Annotated in this window: 17 protein-coding genes; 8 read left to right on the top strand and 9 right to left on the bottom strand. The window is 67.8% G+C overall.

Features of this window, described 5'->3' with window-relative positions:
• Positions 1-158 precede the first annotated feature (158 nt).
• On the top strand, positions 159-923 hold the full coding sequence (locus tag AC0J42_RS18490; protein ID WP_473002928.1) for a hypothetical protein: 765 nt from the start codon (positions 159-161) through the stop codon (positions 921-923).
• 260 nt (positions 924-1,183) lie between these two features.
• The gene (locus AC0J42_RS18485) at positions 1,184-1,438 is read left to right on the top strand and encodes a hypothetical protein (RefSeq protein ID WP_473002926.1); all 255 of its coding nucleotides are present in this window, start codon (positions 1,184-1,186) and stop codon (positions 1,436-1,438) included.
• 62 nt (positions 1,439-1,500) lie between these two features.
• Here AC0J42_RS18485 and AC0J42_RS18480 read toward each other — a convergent pair whose 3' ends face one another.
• From AC0J42_RS18480 to AC0J42_RS18460, 5 genes are all read right to left on the bottom strand, one after another.
• The gene (locus tag AC0J42_RS18480; RefSeq protein ID WP_473002924.1) at positions 1,501-2,367 is read right to left on the bottom strand and encodes an urea carboxylase-associated family protein; all 867 of its coding nucleotides are present in this window, start codon (positions 2,365-2,367) and stop codon (positions 1,501-1,503) included.
• A gap of 11 nt (positions 2,368-2,378) precedes the next feature.
• On the bottom strand, positions 2,379-3,056 hold the full coding sequence (locus AC0J42_RS18475) for a GntR family transcriptional regulator (protein ID WP_473002922.1): 678 nt from the start codon (positions 3,054-3,056) through the stop codon (positions 2,379-2,381).
• Positions 3,053-4,555, bottom strand: a complete 1,503-nt coding sequence (locus AC0J42_RS18470) for an amino acid ABC transporter permease/ATP-binding protein (protein ID WP_473002920.1) — start codon at positions 4,553-4,555, stop codon at positions 3,053-3,055. The genes AC0J42_RS18475 and AC0J42_RS18470 overlap by 4 nt, the downstream gene beginning before the upstream one ends.
• Before the next feature lie 15 nt (positions 4,556-4,570).
• A complete protein-coding gene (locus AC0J42_RS18465; RefSeq protein WP_473002918.1) occupies positions 4,571-5,413 on the bottom strand; it encodes a transporter substrate-binding domain-containing protein in 843 nt (280 codons plus the stop codon).
• Positions 5,414-5,623: 210 nt separating this feature from the next.
• A complete protein-coding gene (locus tag AC0J42_RS18460) occupies positions 5,624-6,529 on the bottom strand; it encodes a LysR family transcriptional regulator (protein WP_473006878.1) in 906 nt (301 codons plus the stop codon).
• Positions 6,530-6,668: 139 nt separating this feature from the next.
• On the opposite strand from AC0J42_RS18460, the gene AC0J42_RS18455 reads away from it, so the two are divergent.
• The 3 genes from AC0J42_RS18455 to AC0J42_RS18445 are packed head-to-tail and all read left to right on the top strand — an operon-like array spanning position 6,669 to position 9,042.
• Positions 6,669-7,418, top strand: coding sequence for a 5-oxoprolinase subunit PxpA (locus AC0J42_RS18455; RefSeq protein WP_473002916.1), 750 nt, complete (start codon positions 6,669-6,671; stop codon positions 7,416-7,418).
• On the top strand, positions 7,415-8,119 hold the full coding sequence (pxpB, locus tag AC0J42_RS18450) for a 5-oxoprolinase subunit PxpB (protein ID WP_473002914.1): 705 nt from the start codon (positions 7,415-7,417) through the stop codon (positions 8,117-8,119). Before AC0J42_RS18455 ends, pxpB begins: the two co-directional genes overlap by 4 nt.
• Positions 8,116-9,042 carry a 5-oxoprolinase subunit C family protein gene (locus AC0J42_RS18445; protein ID WP_473002912.1) on the top strand — a complete coding sequence of 309 codons (927 nt, stop codon included), beginning with the start codon at positions 8,116-8,118 and terminating at the stop codon, positions 9,040-9,042. Before pxpB ends, AC0J42_RS18445 begins: the two co-directional genes overlap by 4 nt.
• A 35-nt stretch (positions 9,043-9,077) precedes the next feature.
• On the opposite strand, the gene AC0J42_RS18440 is transcribed toward AC0J42_RS18445, so the two are convergent.
• The 3 genes from AC0J42_RS18440 to AC0J42_RS18430 form a co-directional block, all read right to left on the bottom strand.
• A complete protein-coding gene (locus AC0J42_RS18440; protein WP_416424999.1) occupies positions 9,078-9,638 on the bottom strand; it encodes a fasciclin domain-containing protein in 561 nt (186 codons plus the stop codon).
• 123 nt (positions 9,639-9,761) lie between these two features.
• Positions 9,762-10,373: a DUF1826 domain-containing protein gene (locus AC0J42_RS18435; protein ID WP_473002911.1), complete on the bottom strand. Its 612-nt coding sequence runs from the start codon at positions 10,371-10,373 to the stop codon at positions 9,762-9,764.
• 67 nt (positions 10,374-10,440) lie between these two features.
• A complete protein-coding gene (locus tag AC0J42_RS18430; RefSeq protein WP_473002909.1) occupies positions 10,441-12,480 on the bottom strand; it encodes a TonB-dependent receptor in 2,040 nt (679 codons plus the stop codon).
• A gap of 360 nt (positions 12,481-12,840) precedes the next feature.
• On the opposite strand from AC0J42_RS18430, the gene AC0J42_RS18425 reads away from it, so the two are divergent.
• From AC0J42_RS18425 to AC0J42_RS18415, 3 genes are all read left to right on the top strand, one after another.
• Positions 12,841-14,154, top strand: coding sequence for an MFS transporter (locus AC0J42_RS18425; protein WP_473002908.1), 1,314 nt, complete (start codon positions 12,841-12,843; stop codon positions 14,152-14,154).
• A complete protein-coding gene (locus AC0J42_RS18420; protein ID WP_473002906.1) occupies positions 14,151-16,490 on the top strand; it encodes a glycoside hydrolase family 31 protein in 2,340 nt (779 codons plus the stop codon). Before AC0J42_RS18425 ends, AC0J42_RS18420 begins: the two co-directional genes overlap by 4 nt.
• Positions 16,491-16,702: 212 nt before the next feature.
• Positions 16,703-17,494 carry a hypothetical protein gene (locus AC0J42_RS18415; protein WP_473002904.1) on the top strand — a complete coding sequence of 264 codons (792 nt, stop codon included), beginning with the start codon at positions 16,703-16,705 and terminating at the stop codon, positions 17,492-17,494.
• 1 nt (position 17,495) lies between these two features.
• Here the strand turns inward: AC0J42_RS18415 and lepB are convergent, their stop codons facing one another.
• Entirely contained in the window at positions 17,496-18,308 is an 813-nt protein-coding gene (gene lepB, locus AC0J42_RS18410; protein ID WP_473002902.1) for a signal peptidase I, read from the bottom strand.
• Positions 18,309-18,357 lie beyond the last annotated feature (49 nt).

Here is an 18,357-nt window from a genome sequence, read left to right as displayed (position 1 = left end):
TGGGTTCGATAGTAAACATCAGTGCGGTTGATAAAGTGCCTGCCGCACTATCAATAATGGCCTGTCTGCCGCCCCCTTATTGAATTAGCATGGGCGCGCCGAACCCTGCGCGCCCCGCGTCGGGAGGCCCTCCCAATCATGAATCTGCCAGCCCCGCCATGACTGCCTTCTACTTGAAACTGTGCGTTACCCCCGCCTTGATGCTCGCCATTTCCCTTGCCGGCAACCGCTGGGGCACTCGCCTTGCAGGCCTGCTCTCCGGCTTGCCGGTGACCTCGGCGTTGATCATGTTGTTCCTGACCCTGGAGCAGGGCAGCGGCTTCGCGCTGAGCGCCATTCCCGGCGCGCTGGCCGGGCTGTGCGCGGTGCAGGCCACCTACCTGTGTTACGTGGTGGTGGGCCAGCGGGCGCGCGTGCCGGTGGCGTGCGTCGCGGCCCTGGCCACCTACGGCCTGATGGCCGCGCTGATGAGTCACCTGGGCAGCCTGGCCCTGTCGGTAATGGTTACCCTGGCGTTGCTGGCGTCGATCATCATCGTCACCCGCGGCCAGCCCCAGGCCGCCCCGGCGCGCCTGGTGCAGGTGCCGCGCTGGGTGATCCCGATGCGCATGCTGACCGCCACCCTGTTGCTGCTGGCCATTACTGCCAGCGCCACCTGGCTGGGCCCCGTCGCCAGCGGCATGCTGGCGCCGATCCCGGTCATCGCCTGGCCGCTGGCGGTGTTCGCCCACGTCCAGGGCGGTAGCCAGGAAATGAGCAAGATCGTGCGCGGCAACGCCATCGGCGGTGTCGGGGTGCTGGGCTTCTACCTGGTGCTGGAACTGACCATGCTGGAGTGGGGCGGGTTGCCGTCGATCGCGGCAGCGGTGGTGCTGGCGGTGGTGGCGACGTTCGTGCTGGCCAGGGTGCTGGACCGGCGCTGAGCGGGGAGGGGGGATCAGCCTACATAGACTCTGGTAACCCCTGCAAAGTTCCTAACCCCTTGAAAATATTTAATATTTTTCATAATTGCAGCGAACTTTTGCTGACCCTGCGGTCTATCTGATGAGGTTCGTGTCAAAAATGACACATCAGACTCAACTGCCTTATCAGAGATTTCCAGACCATGAAATTCCATAGCCCTTCGATGGTACTCGCGGCCCTGCTTTCGTTGCTGACCGCGGGTGCCGCCTGTGCCACGCAAATGCCTGCGCCTGCCATCCAGGCCCCGGCGCCGGCTGCCGCCGTGCAAGGCGCCGCCAACCCATGGCCGAACCTGCTCGGCATGGCCAGCCAACAGCCTGGTGCGGTGCTGGCGTATGACGACCACCGCCGTGACGGCCACTGGCGTTCCCATCGCGAAGAAGTACGGCGTGCCCAGTGGCGCCGCGAGCAGGCCCGCCGCGAGGCCGAGCGCCGTCGTGAGTGGGAGCGTCGTCATCATTATCATCGCCGCTGAGGCGCTGTGGGCATGACGCGGCCTGCGGCCGCTGCTACAGGCAGCGGCCGCGGGGCGGCGTCCTACGGCTGCACCCCATGGCTACGGTCGTAGCCATTGACCTTTGGCGCGACCCAGCCTGCGGGTGTTTGCGCCGCTTCGTAGATCTCCACCAACAGCGGATAGCACTTGGCCGTGTCCGACGAGTGCTCGGCCGAGCAGTCGCCGCCCGGGCAGGCGGACAGGCAGCCCAGCAGGTCAATTTCGGCGAAGAACTCCAGGTAATCGCCAGGCTGCACCGGGCTGGCCTTCATGAAGTACTGGGCGGTGTCGCGGGTAAAGCCGGTGCACATGAACACGTTCAGCACATCATGCACATGCGGCTCGGCGTCGCGCAGGGTCAGCCCGGTAGAGGTCGACAGCGCGCGCGTCAGGTTCGAGTGACAGCAATGGTGGTACTGGCCGCCGCCACTGAGCAGGTTGTGGGTGTAAGGGTCGCAGCGCGTGCCGATCACGTCGTGGACCGAGCCACCAAATTCATCGAAACCGTACCAGTCGAGCGTGTCATGGGTGATGGTGGCCATGGGGCGCAGGGTGGGGAAGCTCGAGAACAGCTGGTCGCCGACCCCCAGGTGCGTGCCGTTGAGGGCGCGGGTCTTGCCGGTGTAGAAGCGCTCGGTCAGGTCGTGCTGGTTGAACAGGTTCAGGTCGCCGACCTGGGGGCCTTCGGTGGACACAATGCGGAAAAAACTGCCGGCCGGCACGGTAAAGGTGGCGGCGTCGCGGGCGGGCACAACCACGGTCCTGACGTGCGTGAGACCGTCGCGCACGGCGCGGTAGGCGCCGATGTCAGGGCGCGGCAGGGTCTCGACCGGGTAACACAGCACCGGCTTGATGGCCTTGCGTTGCGCGGCGTCGAGGGGAGCTTGGGTAAGCGGGGCAGGTTTCATGGGGTTCTCCGTCAGGTACGGTTAGGGTGGCTCAACAGGTCGAGCAGGGCGTGCTCGGAATCGTCGAGGTAACGGTTCATGCTGTCTGCGGCTGCCTGGCGCTGGCCGGCCGCGAGCAGGTCATGGATTTCATGGTCGCGCTCCAGCCACGGGCGCTGGAAGTTCGCCTCGTCGGGGGCGACGGCGAACACCAGGCGCATCTGCGCCGCGATGTTGGTGAAGAACGCATCCAGCAGCGGGCTGCGTAGCAGGCCCACGATGTGCTGGTGGAAACGCAGGCTGTGGGTGCCGAACGCTTGCCAGTCCTCACGGTCGCGGGCCAGCTCGGCGGCCTCGATGGCATCGAGCATGCGGTCGGATTGGTATTCGCGCAGCGGCTGGCTGCCCAGGATGGCCTGGATCTCCAGGGTGCGGCGCACCAGGAACAGGTCGCGCACCTCGGCCACGCCCAGGCGGCGCACCATAACGCCCTTGTTGCGCACATAGGTGGCCAGGCCCTCGCGGCCCAGTTGGTGCAGGGCTTCGCGCACGGTGTTGCGCGAGGCGTTGTAGCGGTTCACCAGGTCGGCCTCGACCAGGGCCATGCCCGACAGCAGGCGGCCGCCGATGATGTCTTCGCGCAGCTCCTGGGCCACCTGGTCGGCCAGGGACAGGCCCTGGCTGGCGTGTTCGGGAAGTGGAAGGTTCATGCCAGCTGTACGTCCTTGAGGAAGCGGCCCATGCGTTCGCTGCGGTTGTCCAGCAGCTCGCGCGGTGCGCCGGTTTGCACGATCTGCCCGCGCTCCATGAACACCACGCGGTCGGAGACCTGAAAGGCGAACTTCATTTCATGGGTGACGATGATCATGGTCATGCCGTCGCGGGCCAGGTCTTCGATCACCTTGAGCACGTCGCCCACCAGCTCCGGGTCCAGCGCCGAGGTGGGTTCGTCGAACAGCATCACCTGCGGGCGCATGGCCAGGGCCCGGGCAATGGCCACGCGCTGCTGCTGGCCGCCGGACAGCTGGTGCGGGTACTTGCCGGCGTGCTCGCGCAGGCCCACCTTGCTCAGCAGTGCCAGGCCCAGGGCGTGCAGGTCGCCGTCAGCGCCGTGGCCGTGGTGGCGTGGGGCGAGCAGCACGTTGTCGAGCACGGTCTTGTGCGGGAACAGGTTGAAGCCCTGGAACACCATGCCCACCTGGACGATGCCGGTCATGTGCACCCGCGGCCCCAGGCCGCCGCCGGCCTCGCCGCTGCCACGCAGGAACGGCGCGCCGCACAGTTCCACGTTGCCGGCGTCCAGGCCTTCCAGGCCGTTGAGGGTACGTATCAGCGTAGTCTTGCCCGAACCCGAAGGGCCGATGATCGACACCACCTCGCCAAAGCGCACGTCCAGGTCGATGCCCTTGAGCACTTCCAGCGGGCCGTAGTGCTTGCGCGCGCCGCGCACTCGCAGCGCGTGTTCGCCCAGGCGCACGGGCGTGGCCGGTTGCACGGCGGTGCCGGCGGCGCTGTCGGCCACCGCGCGCGGTGTGCGCTGGCTGACGTCCAGGTAGCGCTCCAGGCGCCGCAGCAGGTAGCTGAACACCGTGACAATCAGCACGTAGTAGAAGGCCACCGCGAGCATGGTTTCCATCACCAGGAAGTTCTGCGTGTAGAGCTGCTGGCCCACCAGCAGGATCTCCGACAGCGAGATCACCGACACCAGCGAGGTCAGCTTGACGATGGTGATGTACTCGTTGGCCAGGGTCGGCAGCGCCACCCGCAGCGCCTGCGGGATCACGATCAGGCGCTGCACGCCGCCGTAGCGGATGCCCAGCGCCTTGCCGGCTTCCAGCTGGCCCTTGTGCACCGCCAACAGGCCGCCACGGTGAATCTCGGCGATGTAGGCGGCCTCGCTCAGCACCAGGGCGATCAGCCCGGCGGCGTAGGGGTTGGACAGCAGCACGCTGGTGGCCGGGAACACCTGGGGCAGGTTGTAGACGAAAATCAGCAGCACCAGCAGCGGCAGGCTGCGGAAGAACCAGATGTACAGGGCGGCGGCGCGGTTGAGCGCGCGCTTGGGCGATTGCCGGGCCAGGGCCAGGACGAAGCCCAGCACGATGCCCAGCACCCAGGTTTCCAGGCTCAGTTGCACCACCGTGCCCACGGCCTTCCAGAAGTCGCCGTTGACCAGCAGGCTGGCGGCGTAATGCCAATCGAATTGCATGGGGATTACTCCGGTTTACTGCGCGGCTTGCGGGTTCTGGCCCAGGGCCTGGGCGATCTCGGCAGCGCTGGGTTCGCCCAGGTTGTACTGGGTCAGCAGGGTCTGGTATTCGCCGCTGGCTTTCATGGCGCTGAAGCCCTGGCGCAGTTCGCCCAGCAGGGCGTCGTTGCCCTTGCGCACCGCCAGGCCGATGACCACGGGGTAGATCAGCGTGCTGGAGCTGATGGTGATCCGGCCCTTGAGCTTGTCGGTGGTGATGCGCGCCACCGCCGCGTCCTCGAACTGCACGTCCACGGCCTTGGCCAGCAGCGCCTGGGCGGCTTCCGGCGAGGTGGGGAACTCACGCGAATCGATCGCCGCCTGGCCGTTGGCCTGGCAGTAGTCCTTCGACAGGGCCGCCAGCTTGGGAATCCACGAGCCGCCCTTGATCGAGGCCACGCGCTTGCCGCACAGGTCCTGGGGCTGCTGGGGGCGGAAGCTGTCGTCGCTGCGCACCATCAGCGAGGCGCCGCTCTTGAGGTAGGGCAGGAAGTCCACCTGGGCGGCGCGCTCGGGGGTCACGTACAGCGCCGAGGCCACCAGGTCGAAGCGCCGGGCGTTGACGCCCATCACCAGGTTGGCGAAGCGCGTGTCGACGAACTGCGGCTGCAGGTTCAGGTGGCTGCCCAGCAGCGTCATGAACGCCGGGTCGAAACCGGCGGGCTTGCCTTGCGCCAGGTACGTGTAGGGTGGGTAGGTGAGGTCCGAGCCGATGCTCAGGCGTTGCGGCTGCAACGTGGCCTCGTCGGCCTGGGCGTGGGCGGCGGCGAGCAGGGACAGGGCGAGAAGCGAACGGGTTAGGCTGGCACGTCTGGACATCGGGAAGCTCCGCTGAGAAATGATTGTTCAACAATCCTTGCGGAGTTAGTAATCAATACTCGTGCCAAAACCTCGTAGCAGCGGCCGCAGGCCGCGTCCTGATCTTGTGGGAGCTGGCTTGCCAGCGAGTTGTTGGGGCCATAAACGCTCGCTGGCAAGCCAGCTCCCACGAGACAGTCGGTGATACGCGGGTGGTTGTGGTGCCCTTGTTTAGCGCAGGTGCACCTGGCCGGGGCGCAATCCCCGGGCGTGCTCGGCGGCGGCCGCGCGTGCCAGGTCTACCAGGCTTTCCACGGTCTCCAGGCCGACGCCGGCGCGCCAGCTGGCGAACATCTCAAGGTCGGCCGGGGCCGGTTGCACGTCCAGGCACTGCAGGCTGCCGTTGGCCAGCGCGCTGCTGACCAGCGCCGGGGGCAGGGCGGCGATGCCGAAGTCCTCGGCCAGCAGGCGTTCCATGGCCGCCACCGAGTTGATGCAGCACAACCGTGGTGCACGCAGGCCGTGGGCGTGCAGCAGGCCGAGCAGGTCCTGGTGCGGGCGCGAGTGACGGGAAAAGGTGATCAGTCGTTGGTTGGCCAGCAGCGCCAGGCTGTCGGCCTGGTGGGCGCTGCCAGGGCGGGCCAACCAGGCCATGGGGTAGCTGGCCAGGTGAGCATTGCGCAAGCCCTCGTCGGGCAGCGGGTCGGTCTGCAGCACCAGGTCCAGCTGGCCGCGGCGCAACTGCTCGGCCAGGTTGCGCGCGGTGTCGGCCTGCAGGTCCAGCTCCAGGGCCGGGCGCAAGGCATCGATGCGCTGGATGAACGGCCCCAGCCAGGTGTGGATCACGCTTTCCATCACCCCCACCCGCACTCGCCCGGGGTGGCCGGCGTCCACCGCCTGGCGCAGCGCCTGGGTGCTGTCCAGCACCTGCTCGGCATAGCTGAGCAGGGCCTGGCCGCGCGGGGTCACGGTGGCGCCGCGGGCGTCGCGCTCGAACAGGCGCACCCCCAGTTCGTCCTCCAGCGCGGCGATGCGGTTGGACACCGCCGCCTGGGTGCTGAACAGCTTCTGCGCGGCCAGCCGAAAGCTGCCCAGGCGCGCGACCCAGATGAAGGTTTCGAGGAACTTGAGGTTCATGGCGGCGGCTTCCGGCGGGCGGGCGTTCATCATAGCGGTGATCGACTTTGTTTATCACCTGTACCGCGAATAATCCGTTGGACCCTGCACGGGCGGCGTGTGAACAATTTACCCATCAGCCACCTGCGGAGTGCTCCCCATGAAACGCCCCTTGCTCAACTGCGATATCGGCGAAAGCTTCGGCGCCTGGTCCATGGGCCTGGACGCCGAGGTGATGCCGCTGATCGACTGCGCCAACATCGCCTGCGGTTACCACGCCGGCGACCCCGGCACCATGCGCCGCACCGTGGCCCTGGCCGTGAGCCACCAGGTGCGCATCGGCGCGCACCCGGCGTACCCCGACCTGGTGGGCTTCGGCCGGCGCAGCATGGCCTGCTCGGCGCAGGAGATCGAAGACCTGGTGCTTTACCAGGTCGGTGCCCTGGACGCCATGTGCCGCGCCGAGGGCAGCCGCGTGCAATACGTCAAGCCTCATGGCGCGCTGTACAACGACATGATGGCCGACCCGGTGCGCCTGGGCGCGGTGATGCGTGCCGTGCGCGCCTTCGACCCGCAGCTGCCGCTGATGCTGATGGCCACCGCCGACACCCGCGCCAGCCAGGCGCTGGCCGATGAACTGGGCCTGCAGCTGTGGTTCGAAGCCTTCGCCGACCGTGCCTACGAGCCCGACGGCCAGCTGGTCAGCCGGCGCCTGCCGGGCGCTGTGCACCACGACCCGGCCCAGGTGGTGGCCCAGGCCCTGGGCCTGGCCGGTGGCGAGCCGTTGGTTACCCGTGACGGCAGCGCCCTGCGCCTGCACGTCGATACCCTGTGCGTGCACGGTGACAATCCGGCGTCGGTGGCCGCGGTGCGGCAGATCCGCCAGGCGCTGGATGGCTTGCCGGCATGAAGGCGCGCATCGAAGTCGCGGCCATCGATAGCCTGACCCTGCGCCTGTTCGAGGTGATCGACGAGGCCAACGTGCCGTGGTTACTGGCCGCGGCGCAGCGCCTGCGCGCGACGTTCGGCGAGGCCCTGGTGGAGCTGGTGCCGTCCTACACCACGTTGATGCTGCAGTACGACCTTACCCAGCTGGACGACGCCCAGGCTCGGGCGCTGTGCGAGCAGGCGTTGACCGGCCTTGAGCCGGCCGCCGCCGACAGCGGCCGCGAGCTAGCCCTGCCAGTGTGGTACCACCCCAGCGTCGGCCCCGACCTTGAGGCCCTGGCGCGCCAGCGCGGCTTGCCGGTGGACCAGGTGATTGCCCTGCACAGCGGCCGCGCCTACGCGGTGTTTGCCCTGGGCTTTGCCCCAGGGTTCGGGTTTATGGGCCTGGTCGACCCGCAGCTGGCCAGCCCGCGCCTGGCCACCCCCCGCCAGCGCGTGGCAGCCGGCAGCGTCGGCATCGCCGAGCGGCAGACGGCCATCTACCCGGCGGTCTCGCCCGGCGGCTGGAACCTGGTGGGGCGCAGCCCGGCGCGGCTGTTCGACCCGGCCCTGGAGGGCTTCAGCCTGCTGCGCCCTGGCGACCGGGTGCGCTTTGTGCCGGTGCAACGCGACGAATTCCTTCGCCTGGGTGGCGATGACACGCCCATGGAGGCACAGGCATGACTGCACTGATCGTGGAAAAGGCTGGCCCCCAGGCCAGCGTGCAGGACGGCGGCCGTTTCGGCGTGCGCCACCTGGGCCTGACCCAGGGCGGCGCCCTGGACTGGCTGGCCCAGCACTGGGCCAACTGGATGTTGGGCAACCGCCTGGACGCCGCCGTGGTGGAGGTCACCCTCGGCGGCCTGCAACTGCGCTGCGAGGGTGAGGGCTGGCTGGCGCTGACGGGCGCCGACCTGGGCGCCACCCTGGACGGCCAGCTGCTGGACGTGTGGCGGCCGTTCAAGGTGCGCGCCGGGCAGCACCTGTGTTTCGCCAGCCCGCGGCTGGGCCTGCGCGCCTACCTGGCGGTGCCGGGCGGGGTGCGTGCGCCGTTGCTGGCGGGCAGCTGCGCCACCATTGCCCGCGAGGGCGTCGGCGGCCTGGACGGCCATGGCAGCGGGTTGCAGGTGGGTGATCGGCTGGCCTGGGAAGGGCAGGCCAGCGTGATACGCGCGGTGCCGCCGGCGCTGATCCCGGACCTGCGCGCGCCGGCGCGGCTGGAGCTGATCCTCGGCGCCCAGGCCGGCAGTTTCGGCGGCCAGAGCCTGTTCGATGCGTTCGACCAGGCCTGGACCGTGGACACCCGCAGCGACCGCATGGGCGTGCGCCTGACGGGCACGCCGTTGCGCTACGACGGCCCGGGGCTGGTGTCGGAAGGCATTCCGTTGGGGGCGGTGCAGGTGCCGCCCGATGGCCAGCCGATCATCTTGCTCAATGACCGGCAGACCATCGGTGGCTACCCCCGGTTGGGGGCGTTGAGCCCGCTGGCGGTGGCGCGCTTGGCGCAATGCCTGCCGGGGGAAAACCTGTGGTTGGTACCCCAGGTGACCTTCGCCGCGCAGCAGCGGCACCGGCGTTGTCTGCAGGCGTTGCGCGCGGCGGGGTAGGTGCGGACGCGGCCTTTGGCCGCTGCTACGGGGCGTTATTTGGGCATCAGCACGGTGTCGACCACGTGGATCACGCCGTTGGATTGCATCACGTCGGCGATGGTCACCGCAGCCTTGCCGCCCTTGGCGTCCATGACCCACAGCTTGCCGTCATGGGCCATGACGGTCAGGGTTTCGCCCTGCACGGTCTTCAGCACGGCCTTGCCGCCGTGGGCCTTGGCGTCTGCCATCAGCTGGCTGGCGGTGTGGGTGCCGGCCACCACGTGGTAGGTGAGGATCTTGGTCAGGTCGGCCTTGTGTTCCGGCTTGACCAGGGTGTCCACGGTGCCGGCGGGCAGTTTGGCGAAGGCTTCATTGGTGGGCGCGAACACCGTGAACGGGCCCTTGCCGTTGAGGGTGTCCACCAGCCCGGCCGCTTTCACTGCCGCCACCAGGGTGGTGTGGTCGTTGGAGTTGACGGCGTTCTCGACGATGGTCTTGGTCGGGTACATGGCCGCGCCGCCGACCATGACGGTGTCGGCGGCAAACACTGGCGCGGCCACCAGGCACAGCGCGGCGAAGCAGGCAGTGGTGAGGCGTTGGGCAAAGTTGAGCATGATGTGACTCCTTGATTCTTGTCCTTCGGCTGAAGGTGATTGAATGTACGGAGCCCGAGGCGAAGTGGATGCAGGTGGATGCCGCTCTATTTTCGCAACTGGGAACCTACCGCAGCCAAGGCCTCAGCCCAGCCAATCCAGGGTCATCAGCAGCCGCCCGGCGTTGCCCGGCACCGGCGGCGAGCGATGGATGATCCCGCGCCCCTCATTCCCTTCCCAACGCTCGCCCTTGAACAACGCGACGCTGCCCGCCTGCAGTTGCCGCGGTGGCAGGCACGGCTCGGCAGCCGGGTCGCCCAGCTGTTCGCGGGGCATGGCGCCTTCTTCCAGCCACTGGCTGCCCACCCCGGCGTAGGTGGTGATCAGGCGCAGCGACACCCAGTCCACGTGGTAGCGCGGGCACATGGCCTTGTTCAGCGCACGTATGCGCAGGCCCACGCGCGTTGCCCCGGTCAGGCAGGCGAACGCGTGGGTCAGCCAGGTCACGTCGGCGACAAAGCCGGCGTGGCCCTCCACGTCGCGCCACTCGCTGGCCAGGTCGGCCAGCAGCGGCGGCTGGTCGTCGTTCACGGCCACGGCGCGGGACTCGGCGTAGGGCAGGCCGGTGGCAATCACGCTCTCGGCAAAGGTGGTGATGTGCACCGGTAGCTGGCGCTCCCAGATGGCCAGGTTGACGTCGTCCTCAAGGGCCTGGGGCAGTATGGACAGCGCGGGGCTGCTCAGTTGTCTCGGCATGCTTGCATCCAAGAAGGTTATAACGTTGCGTAAAGAGTGGGCAGTGAAACCTGCCCACCCGCGTGGTTTAGAAGGTGGTGCGCAAGCCCACCTCAAGGCTGCGCCCCGGCGCTGGCGCGATGTCGCGCAGGATCGAGCTGGCGTAGCGCACGGTCTGGTTGGTGAGGTTTTCGCCCTTCACGAACGCCAGCCACTGGCTGCGGCCAATGTCGAAGCGGTAGCTGGCGCTGGCGCCCAGGGTGGTGTAGCCGTCGGTGCTGGTCTCGTTGGCGGGCACGTGGTGCTGGGCGTTGGCGTGCTGGACGTCCACGCGTGCCTGCCAGCGGTCTTTTTCCCACAACAGGCCGCTGTTCAGGCGCAGCGGGGCGATGCGCGGCAGGGCTTCGCCGGTGTCCAGGTTGGTGGCGCGGGTGTAGTCACCGGACAGCTCCAGCGCCCACCTGCCGTAGGCGTTTTCGCCCAGGGTCCAGTGGTCCTGGGCCTCGACGCCGGCGAAGCGGGCGCGCACGCCCGAGTAGGTGTACTCGGGGATGCCGCTGGCATCCTCTTGGCCGTCGTCGTTGAGGGTGCGCCCGGTGCCCAGCAGGCCGATGTAGTTGGCGAAGTGGCTGTAGAACACGCCGACGCTGCCCTTGTGCACGCCGTTGTCGAAGCGCAGGGCCAGGTCGCTGGACACGGCTTTTTCCTTGGACAGGTTGGCGTCGCCCACCTCATAGGTGCCGGTGGCCACGTGGGCGCCGTTGGCGTACAGCTCGTAGAAGGTGGGCGCGCGCTCGGTGTAGGCCAGGGTGGCGGCCAGCGACCAGACCGGCGTCAGGCTGTACACCGCGCCAGAGGACAGGCTGCCGGCGGTGAAGGTGCTGCTGCGGTCGGCAGCCTCGAAGCGCTCGTTGCCCTGGGCGTCGGGGGCCACGCGGGTGTGCTCCAGGCGGCCGCCCAGGTTCAGCTTGAGGCGGTCGGTGGCCTGCCAGTCTTCGAGGATGAACAGCGCGGTGGCGTCGGTGTCGGTCTGCGGCACGAAGGCTTCTTCGCCCAGGGCCTGGAACTGGCTGCGGTTGACCTGCGCGCCGACCACGCCTTGCAGCGGGCCGATGGGCTGGTGGCGGGCCTCGATGCGCGCTTCGTAGCCCTTGTTCTTGAAGGTGGTGCCGACCTCACCGTCCTCGATTTCGCTGTGTTTGTAGTCGGTGTAGCCGGCGTTGACCTTCACCGAGGTGAATGGGCCGTCCAGGTCGCGCACCTCGGAGGCGAAGGCGTAGTGGTCCTGCTGCATGCGGATGCGCACGTCGTCCTCGGCCGGCGAGCCGTAGTTGCTGTCGTAGCTGCTGTACGACACCCCCGCGTAGCCGTGGTCCCAGGTGTAGGAGCCGCCGATGGCGCCGTTGTCCTGGCGGCCGTCGCTGTTGGCCAGGTGGTGCTTGCCGCCGTTGTCGTCGGCGTCCTCGCTGGCGCGCTGGCTGGCGCTGTGGGCGTAGCCGGGGATGCTCAGGTCGTTGAAGCTGCGGGCGCTGGCGTCCAGGTGCAGGGCGAAGCTGCCGTCGCCCACTTCCAGCTTGCCGGCGCTGCTGCGGGTGGTGTCGGCGCCGCCGTAGCGCAGCTCGCCGGCGCCATGAATGCCATCGATGGCCTCGGTGGGAATGCGGTTGTCGAAGGTGTTGACCACGCCGCCGATGGCGCTGCCGCCGTACAACAGTGCGGCCGGGCCGCGGATGATTTCCACGCGGTCGACGTTGATCGGGTCCAGCGGCACGGCGTGGTCATAGGACAGCGACGAGGCGTCCAGCGCGCCCACGCCGTTCTGCAGCAGGCGGATGCGGTCGCCGTCCTGGCCACGAATGATCGGCCGGCTGGCGCCCGGGCCGAAATAGGACGAGGACACGCCGGGCTGGCCGTTGAGCGTCTCGCCCAGGCTGCCTTTTTGCGCCAGGGTCAGGCTGTCGCCTTCCAGCACCGTGCTGGGAGCCGCCAGTTGCGTGTTGCCCAGCGGGTTGGCGGTGATGACTTGTGATTCCAGCTCGATGGCCTTGACGGGGGAGGCGATAAGCAAGGCGGCGGCGAGTGGGGTCATGCGCAGGCGGGAGGTAGAGCGTCGCGGTGAAGGGTGCATCAAGAAAAGCCCTGATCGAGTAATGTCATAATGTTATATCATAACATTTACATTTCACCCACCCCCGTCGCACCTGCCGCAGGCGGCGTCCGGCGCCCCGCAGTGCGCCTGGCCATGCGCGGCGCCTGTGGACGATTTCGCCACTATTGACAGCCACACCCCGCTGCGCTTTAACTTGTACGACAACTACTGCCGCCGAACAAAGGATTTGTCCATGGCTCTCCCTCCTATCACCTAGCCGCAAGCTACCCATAATCTCCGCGACTTCAGCCTTGCCTCACAGGCTTGTATGACGTCTGCAAGGTGGCACTCCGCAACCGCCACCGGCCCCCATAAAAACAATTCAGGGTAAGCGGTCACATGACGACAAAAACGAGCGGCGCGCGCGTCACTTTCAGGCACCTGCGCTGGTGGATGCTGGCGCTGTTCCTGCTGGGGGTGACGGTCAATTACATCACCCGCAATTCCCTGGGCATTCTGGCCCCGGAGCTGAAGACCGAGCTGGGCATGAGCACCCAGCAATATTCCTACGTGGTGGGCGCGTTCCAGTTGGCCTACACCTTCTTCCAACCCCTGTGCGGCTGGCTCATCGACGTGGTGGGCCTCAAGGTCGGCTTCATGATCTGTGCCAGCCTCTGGGCGGCGGTGTGCATCCTGCACGCCGGCGTCGGCAGTTGGTTGCAGCTGGCCGTGCTGCGCTTCTTCATGGGCGGCGCCGAGGCCGCCGCCACTCCGGCCACGGCCAAGACCCTGGGCGAATGGTTCCCGCGCAAGGAAAGGCCGGTGGCAGCGGGGTGGGCCGGCGTGGGCTTTTCGGTGGGGGCCATGCTGGCGCCGCCGATCATCGTCATGGCCCACGTGCAATTCGGCTGGCGTGGCGCGTTCATGTTCTCCGGGGTACTGGCCGCCGCCTGGGTGCTGTTGTGGGCCTGGCTATACCAGTCTCCCCAGCGCCACACCCGGCTCAGCGCCGGCGAGCGCGCCTTGATTCTGCAAGACCTGGAGTCCGAGCAACCCAAGCAGCCGTTGCTCACCACCCTGCGCGCGGTGCTGCGCAACCGGCGCTTCTACGGCATCGCCATTCCCGCGTTCATGGCCGAGCCGGCCTGGGCGGTACTGAGCTTCTGGGTGCCGCTGTACCTGGCCAACGAACGCGGCATGGACCTCAAGCAGATCGCCCTGTTCGCCTGGGTGCCATTCCTGGCGGCGGACCTTGGCAGCGTCGCCAGCGGCTACCTGACCCGCCTGTACGTGCGCCTGTTCGGCTGCGCGCGGGTCAACTCGGTGGTGGCCAGTTCCGCCAGCGGCGCGGTGCTGATGCTGTCCCTGGCGTTCGTGGCGCTGACCCGCGACCCCTACGTGGCCATCGCGCTGATCTCCATCGGCGGCTTCGGCCACCAGATCATCTCGTGCATGCTCAGCGCCCTGGTGGTCGAGACCTTCGACAAGAGCCAGATGGCCACGGTCAACGGCATGCGCGGCTCCTGCGCCTGGATCGCCAGCTTCCTGTTCTCGCTGGTGATCGGCCTGACCACCGACACCTTCGGCTTCAACCCCATCTTCATCGCCATGGGCTTCTTCGACCTGCTGGGTTGCCTGTTCATGGTGCTGTTCATTGCCGAGCGCCGCACCGCGCGCGCCACCCCCTTACCTGACACCCGGACTGCCGTATGAAAACCTTGAAGCATTGGACGCTGGAACACCGTGGCCCCCACCACGTGGCCCTGAAGGTCGACGACCGCCATCTGTTCTGCCTGTATGTGCTGGAAACCTCGATGTTCCGCGTGCTGGTCAAGCGCCAGGGCGAGCTGGCGCTTGACCGCACCTGGTCCATCGCCCCCGGCCAGGACGTACCCTGGGAAGGGCGCCCGCGGGAAAGCCTGGAGGGCTTCGGCCTGCCGGCGTTCACCCTGGACGAGCATGAGCACGGCCTGACCCTGGCCACCGAGCGCCTGCGCGTCACCGTGCACCAGCCGTTGTGGCTGGAATGGGAACACCGCGACGCCCACGGCGCCTGGCAGCCCCTGGCCGCCGACCGGCCCACCAGCGCCTACCTGCTGGGCGGCGCCAACGACGGCGTGGCGCATTACCAGCGGCGGCACGCCGATGACCAGTACTACGGCCTGGGCGAGAAGGCCGGTGACCTGCAGCGCAACGGCCGCCGTTTCGAGATGCGCAACCTCGACGCCATGGGCTACAACGCCGCCAGCACCGACCCGCTGTACAAACACATTCCGTTCACCATCACCCGCCGCCCGGGCGCCAGCTTCGGGTTGTTCTACGACAACCTCAGCAGCAGCTGGCTGGACCTGGGCAACGAGCTGGACAACTACCATCAGCCCTACCGCCGCTACCAGGCCGAGGCCGGCGACCTGGACTACTACTTGTTCCTCGGCCCGCAGGTGCTGGACGTGACCAAGGCCTTCGTCCGGCTCACCGGCAAGACCCTGTTCGGGCCCAAGTGGAGCCTGGGCTACAGCGGCTCCACCATGCACTACACCGACGCCCCCGACGCCCAGCAGCAGTTGCTGAAGTTCATCGAGCTGTGCCGCGAACACCAGATCCCCTGCGACTCGTTCCAGCTGTCCTCGGGCTACACCTCCATTGGCGCCAAGCGCTACGTGTTCCACTGGAACCACGACAAGGTGCCGCAACCGCTGCAGCTGTCCGCGGCCTTCCACGCGGCGGGCCTCAAGCTTGCCGCCAACATTAAGCCGTGCCTGCTGCACGACCACCCTCAGTACGCCCAGGTGGCCGAGCAGGGGCTGTTCATCCGCGATTCGGAAAGCGAGGCGCCGGAGCGCTCGGTGTTCTGGGACGACGAAGGCTCGCACCTGGACTTCACCCACCCGCGCACCATCGCCTGGTGGCAGGCCAACGTCACCGCGCAGCTGCTGGAAATGGGCATCGACGCCACCTGGAACGACAACAACGAATACGAAGTGTGGGACGGCGACGCCCGCTGCCACGGCTTTGGCCAGGCCATCGCCATCAAGCACATTCGCCCGGTGATGCCGCTGCTGATGATGCGCGCGTCCATGGAAGCCCAGCAGCGCTTTGCTCCCGATAAGCGCCCGTACCTGATCTCGCGCTCCGGCTGCGCCGGCATGCAGCGCTACGTGCAGACCTGGAGCGGCGACAACCGCACCAGCTGGCAAACCCTGCGCTACAACACGCGCATGGGCCTGGGCATGAGCCTGTCGGGGCTGTACAACATCGGCCATGACGTGGGCGGCTTCAGCGGCGCCAAGCCCGACGCCGAACTGTTCGTGCGCTGGGTGCAGAACGGCGTGATGCACCCGCGCTTCACCATCCATTCCTGGAACGACGACCACACCGTCAACGAGCCGTGGATGCACCCCCAGGTAACCCCGGCCATCCGTGACGCCATCAACCTGCGCTACCGCTGGCTGCCGTACTTCTACACGCTGTTCTGGCAGGCCTGCGTGGACGACGAACCGATGCTGCGGCCGACCTTCCTCGACCATGAGCACGACCCGCGCACCTTCGAGGAGACCGACGACTTCATGCTGGGCCGCGATGTGCTGGTGGCCAGCGTGGTGGAGCAAGGCCAGCGCAGCCGCGAGGTCTACCTGCCGCGCAACGCGCAGGGTTGGTTCGACTACCACAGCGGCGCATGGCACGCGGGTGGCCAGGTAATCAGCCTGGACGCCCCGCTGGAACGCCTGCCGCTGCTGGTGCGCGCCGGCGCCGCGTTGCCGCTGGCGGTGCACGGCGATCAGCGCGAGCTGCAGCTGTTCGCCGCGCCGGGCACGGGGCAGGGCAGTGGCGTGCTGTTCGAAGACGACGGCGAAAGCCATGGCTGGCAGCAAGGTCAGGCGCTGTGGGTGGAATGGACCGTGCGCGGCGACGAGCAGCGCATCGACCTGGCCATCACCCACCGCGGCGACTTCCGCCCGGCGTGGCAAACCCTGACCGTGGCCCTGCGCCCGGGCGAGACGCGGGCGCTGTACATCAATGGCCAGGCGGGTAACACCTACACCCTGTAACCCCCAGGCGCGGCAACCTTCAGACGCGGCCTGCGGCCGCTGCTACGTGCCAACCCCAGACGCGGCCTGTGGCCGCTGCTACGCGACTCTCCTGTAGCAGCGGCCGCCAGGCCGCGTCACGGTTTCGCTGCAGCCATCAAGTCTGGCAAGGGCTGGTCGATACAAGAAGGTCATCCCCAGCCCGAGCCCCGCCCATGCCCCGCAGGACGCGAATGTTGTTGTTCACCCTGGCCCTGGTCACCGTCGCGGGCCTGGCCGTCAGCATCGATTGGGGCCTGCCCCTGCGCTGGTACCAAGGCTACCAACAGGTCCAGGCGGTCACGCGCCTGCAAGGCGAATACGACGACACCCTGAAGGCCGTGAAGGAGCAGTTCGGTGAGACCGCCGGCTACGTCATCAACGTCAGCGTCGACCAGGACGGCAAGGTCATCCGCACCCTGAGCGCCACCCGCCAATGCGGCGACATGGATGACACGCGCTTCCTGGCTCAGGTCACTGGCAAACTGCATAGCGCCGGCCTGCCGTGGCCCGACAAGGTCGAGTACGTCTACAGCTGCAACTTCTCCAGGCCGGCCTCCATGGGCATGGTGGTGCCGATCCTGGCGAAGGGCGTGGCCCGGCAGCTCAAGGCCGACACCCAGTGTGGCGACGTGCGCGCCGGTTCACTGGCCGCGGTGAACGGCTATTGGCAGCAATCGCTGTACGTGCACGACGGCGCACTGGACATGCGCCTGTACGTGGGCAAGAGCGGTGACGCCGAACGCGTGCAACTGGTGGCCTGGACGCAGATGATGGCCGCCGAAACCCAACAGCGGCTGCTGCTGTGCGCCGCCCGGGCGCTGGTCGACACCGTGGCGCCGGACCAGCGGGACGATGCCTTCGGCGAGAAACTGCAACGGGTGTGGCAGCGCGGCAAGTCGGCGGCCACCTCGGTTCGCGTCGGCGGCTACCAGATAGACACCCAGGCGGAGCCGCTGGAGTTGAACGTGTATTCGATTCGCTGAGTCAGTCCAGGCGCAGACCTGTGCGCCCCGGCAGCGGCGAGAAGAAGATGCCGGTGACCTGGCACAGCAATTGGTCTCGCGCCACCGGCCCGTCGAAACGGCTGTCGCGGCTGCGGTCACGGTTGTCCCCCAGCATGAACAGCTGGTCGTTGCCCACCACCGTTGGTTCGAACGAGTCCGAGTAGGGGGCCGTGTGCGGGCCGGCGTAGAACGGCCCCAGTTCATGGCCGTTGAGGCGCAGGTTGCCGCCGACGATCTGTACCGTGTCGCCACCCAGGCCGGCGATGCGCTTCACCTGTTGCCGGCCATTGTTGAGGTAGGCCACCACGTCGCCCAATTCGTACTGGCTGCGGTTGGCGCACACTACCGTGTCGCGGTCGACCAGGGTCGGCGCCATGCCATTGCCTTCGATGCGCATGCCGGTGAAGCCGAGCAGATACGGCCAGGCTGCCACATGCAACAGCAGCCACAGCGAGCAGCCCATGGCGGCCAGGTAGAACAGCTGGTTGCGGGGGCTGGGGCGCCACGCGCGGCGCCGCGCCAGCCAGGCGCCGGCCACGGCCGAGATGCACTTCACCAGCAGCCACAGCACGGCGATGGCCAGCATGCCCACGGGTGTGCCGAACACCCCCAGCCTTCCGCCCACCAGCAGGCAGGCCCAGAACCCCGCCACCAGGGCCACGGCGGCCCGCGGCCGGCCCGCATAAAACAGCCCCCAGCCGGTTACCAGCGCACCCAACACAAAGGCGAGCCAGCGCCGTGCGGGCATGAGTGGAGCGGTGGCGTGGGGCGACGCGGCAACGAGGGATGACATGGCGGGGCTTCCTGTGATTGTCCATAACCAGTGCGCTCGCATTCTCGTT

It is taken from the genome of Pseudomonas sp. Tav-5-1A, assembly GCF_055755055.1.
This window is presented reverse-complemented; position numbering and strand designations above follow the sequence as displayed.

What these genes read in the sequence shown, in the direction of transcription:
- AC0J42_RS18435 (WP_473002911.1), bottom strand. Translation starts at nt 10,373, where the DNA reads ATGCCGAGACAACTGAGCAGCCCCGCGCTGTCCATACTGCCCCAGGCC.
- AC0J42_RS18425 (WP_473002908.1), top strand. Translation starts at nt 12,841, where the DNA reads ATGACGACAAAAACGAGCGGCGCGCGCGTCACTTTCAGGCACCTGCGC.
- AC0J42_RS18465 (WP_473002918.1), bottom strand. Translation starts at nt 5,413, where the DNA reads ATGTCCAGACGTGCCAGCCTAACCCGTTCGCTTCTCGCCCTGTCCCTG.
- AC0J42_RS18490 (WP_473002928.1), top strand. Translation starts at nt 159, where the DNA reads ATGACTGCCTTCTACTTGAAACTGTGCGTTACCCCCGCCTTGATGCTC.
- AC0J42_RS18440 (WP_416424999.1), bottom strand. Translation starts at nt 9,638, where the DNA reads ATGCTCAACTTTGCCCAACGCCTCACCACTGCCTGCTTCGCCGCGCTG.
- AC0J42_RS18485 (WP_473002926.1), top strand. Translation starts at nt 1,184, where the DNA reads ATGCCTGCGCCTGCCATCCAGGCCCCGGCGCCGGCTGCCGCCGTGCAA.
- AC0J42_RS18470 (WP_473002920.1), bottom strand. Translation starts at nt 4,555, where the DNA reads ATGCAATTCGATTGGCATTACGCCGCCAGCCTGCTGGTCAACGGCGAC.
- AC0J42_RS18445 (WP_473002912.1), top strand. Translation starts at nt 8,116, where the DNA reads ATGACTGCACTGATCGTGGAAAAGGCTGGCCCCCAGGCCAGCGTGCAG.
- lepB (WP_473002902.1), bottom strand. Translation starts at nt 18,308, where the DNA reads ATGTCATCCCTCGTTGCCGCGTCGCCCCACGCCACCGCTCCACTCATG.
- AC0J42_RS18480 (WP_473002924.1), bottom strand. Translation starts at nt 2,367, where the DNA reads ATGAAACCTGCCCCGCTTACCCAAGCTCCCCTCGACGCCGCGCAACGC.
- AC0J42_RS18415 (WP_473002904.1), top strand. Translation starts at nt 16,703, where the DNA reads ATGTTGTTGTTCACCCTGGCCCTGGTCACCGTCGCGGGCCTGGCCGTC.
- AC0J42_RS18430 (WP_473002909.1), bottom strand. Translation starts at nt 12,480, where the DNA reads ATGCACCCTTCACCGCGACGCTCTACCTCCCGCCTGCGCATGACCCCA.
- pxpB (WP_473002914.1), top strand. Translation starts at nt 7,415, where the DNA reads ATGAAGGCGCGCATCGAAGTCGCGGCCATCGATAGCCTGACCCTGCGC.
- AC0J42_RS18455 (WP_473002916.1), top strand. Translation starts at nt 6,669, where the DNA reads ATGAAACGCCCCTTGCTCAACTGCGATATCGGCGAAAGCTTCGGCGCC.
- AC0J42_RS18420 (WP_473002906.1), top strand. Translation starts at nt 14,151, where the DNA reads ATGAAAACCTTGAAGCATTGGACGCTGGAACACCGTGGCCCCCACCAC.
- AC0J42_RS18460 (WP_473006878.1), bottom strand. Translation starts at nt 6,529, where the DNA reads ATGAACCTCAAGTTCCTCGAAACCTTCATCTGGGTCGCGCGCCTGGGC.
- AC0J42_RS18475 (WP_473002922.1), bottom strand. Translation starts at nt 3,056, where the DNA reads ATGAACCTTCCACTTCCCGAACACGCCAGCCAGGGCCTGTCCCTGGCC.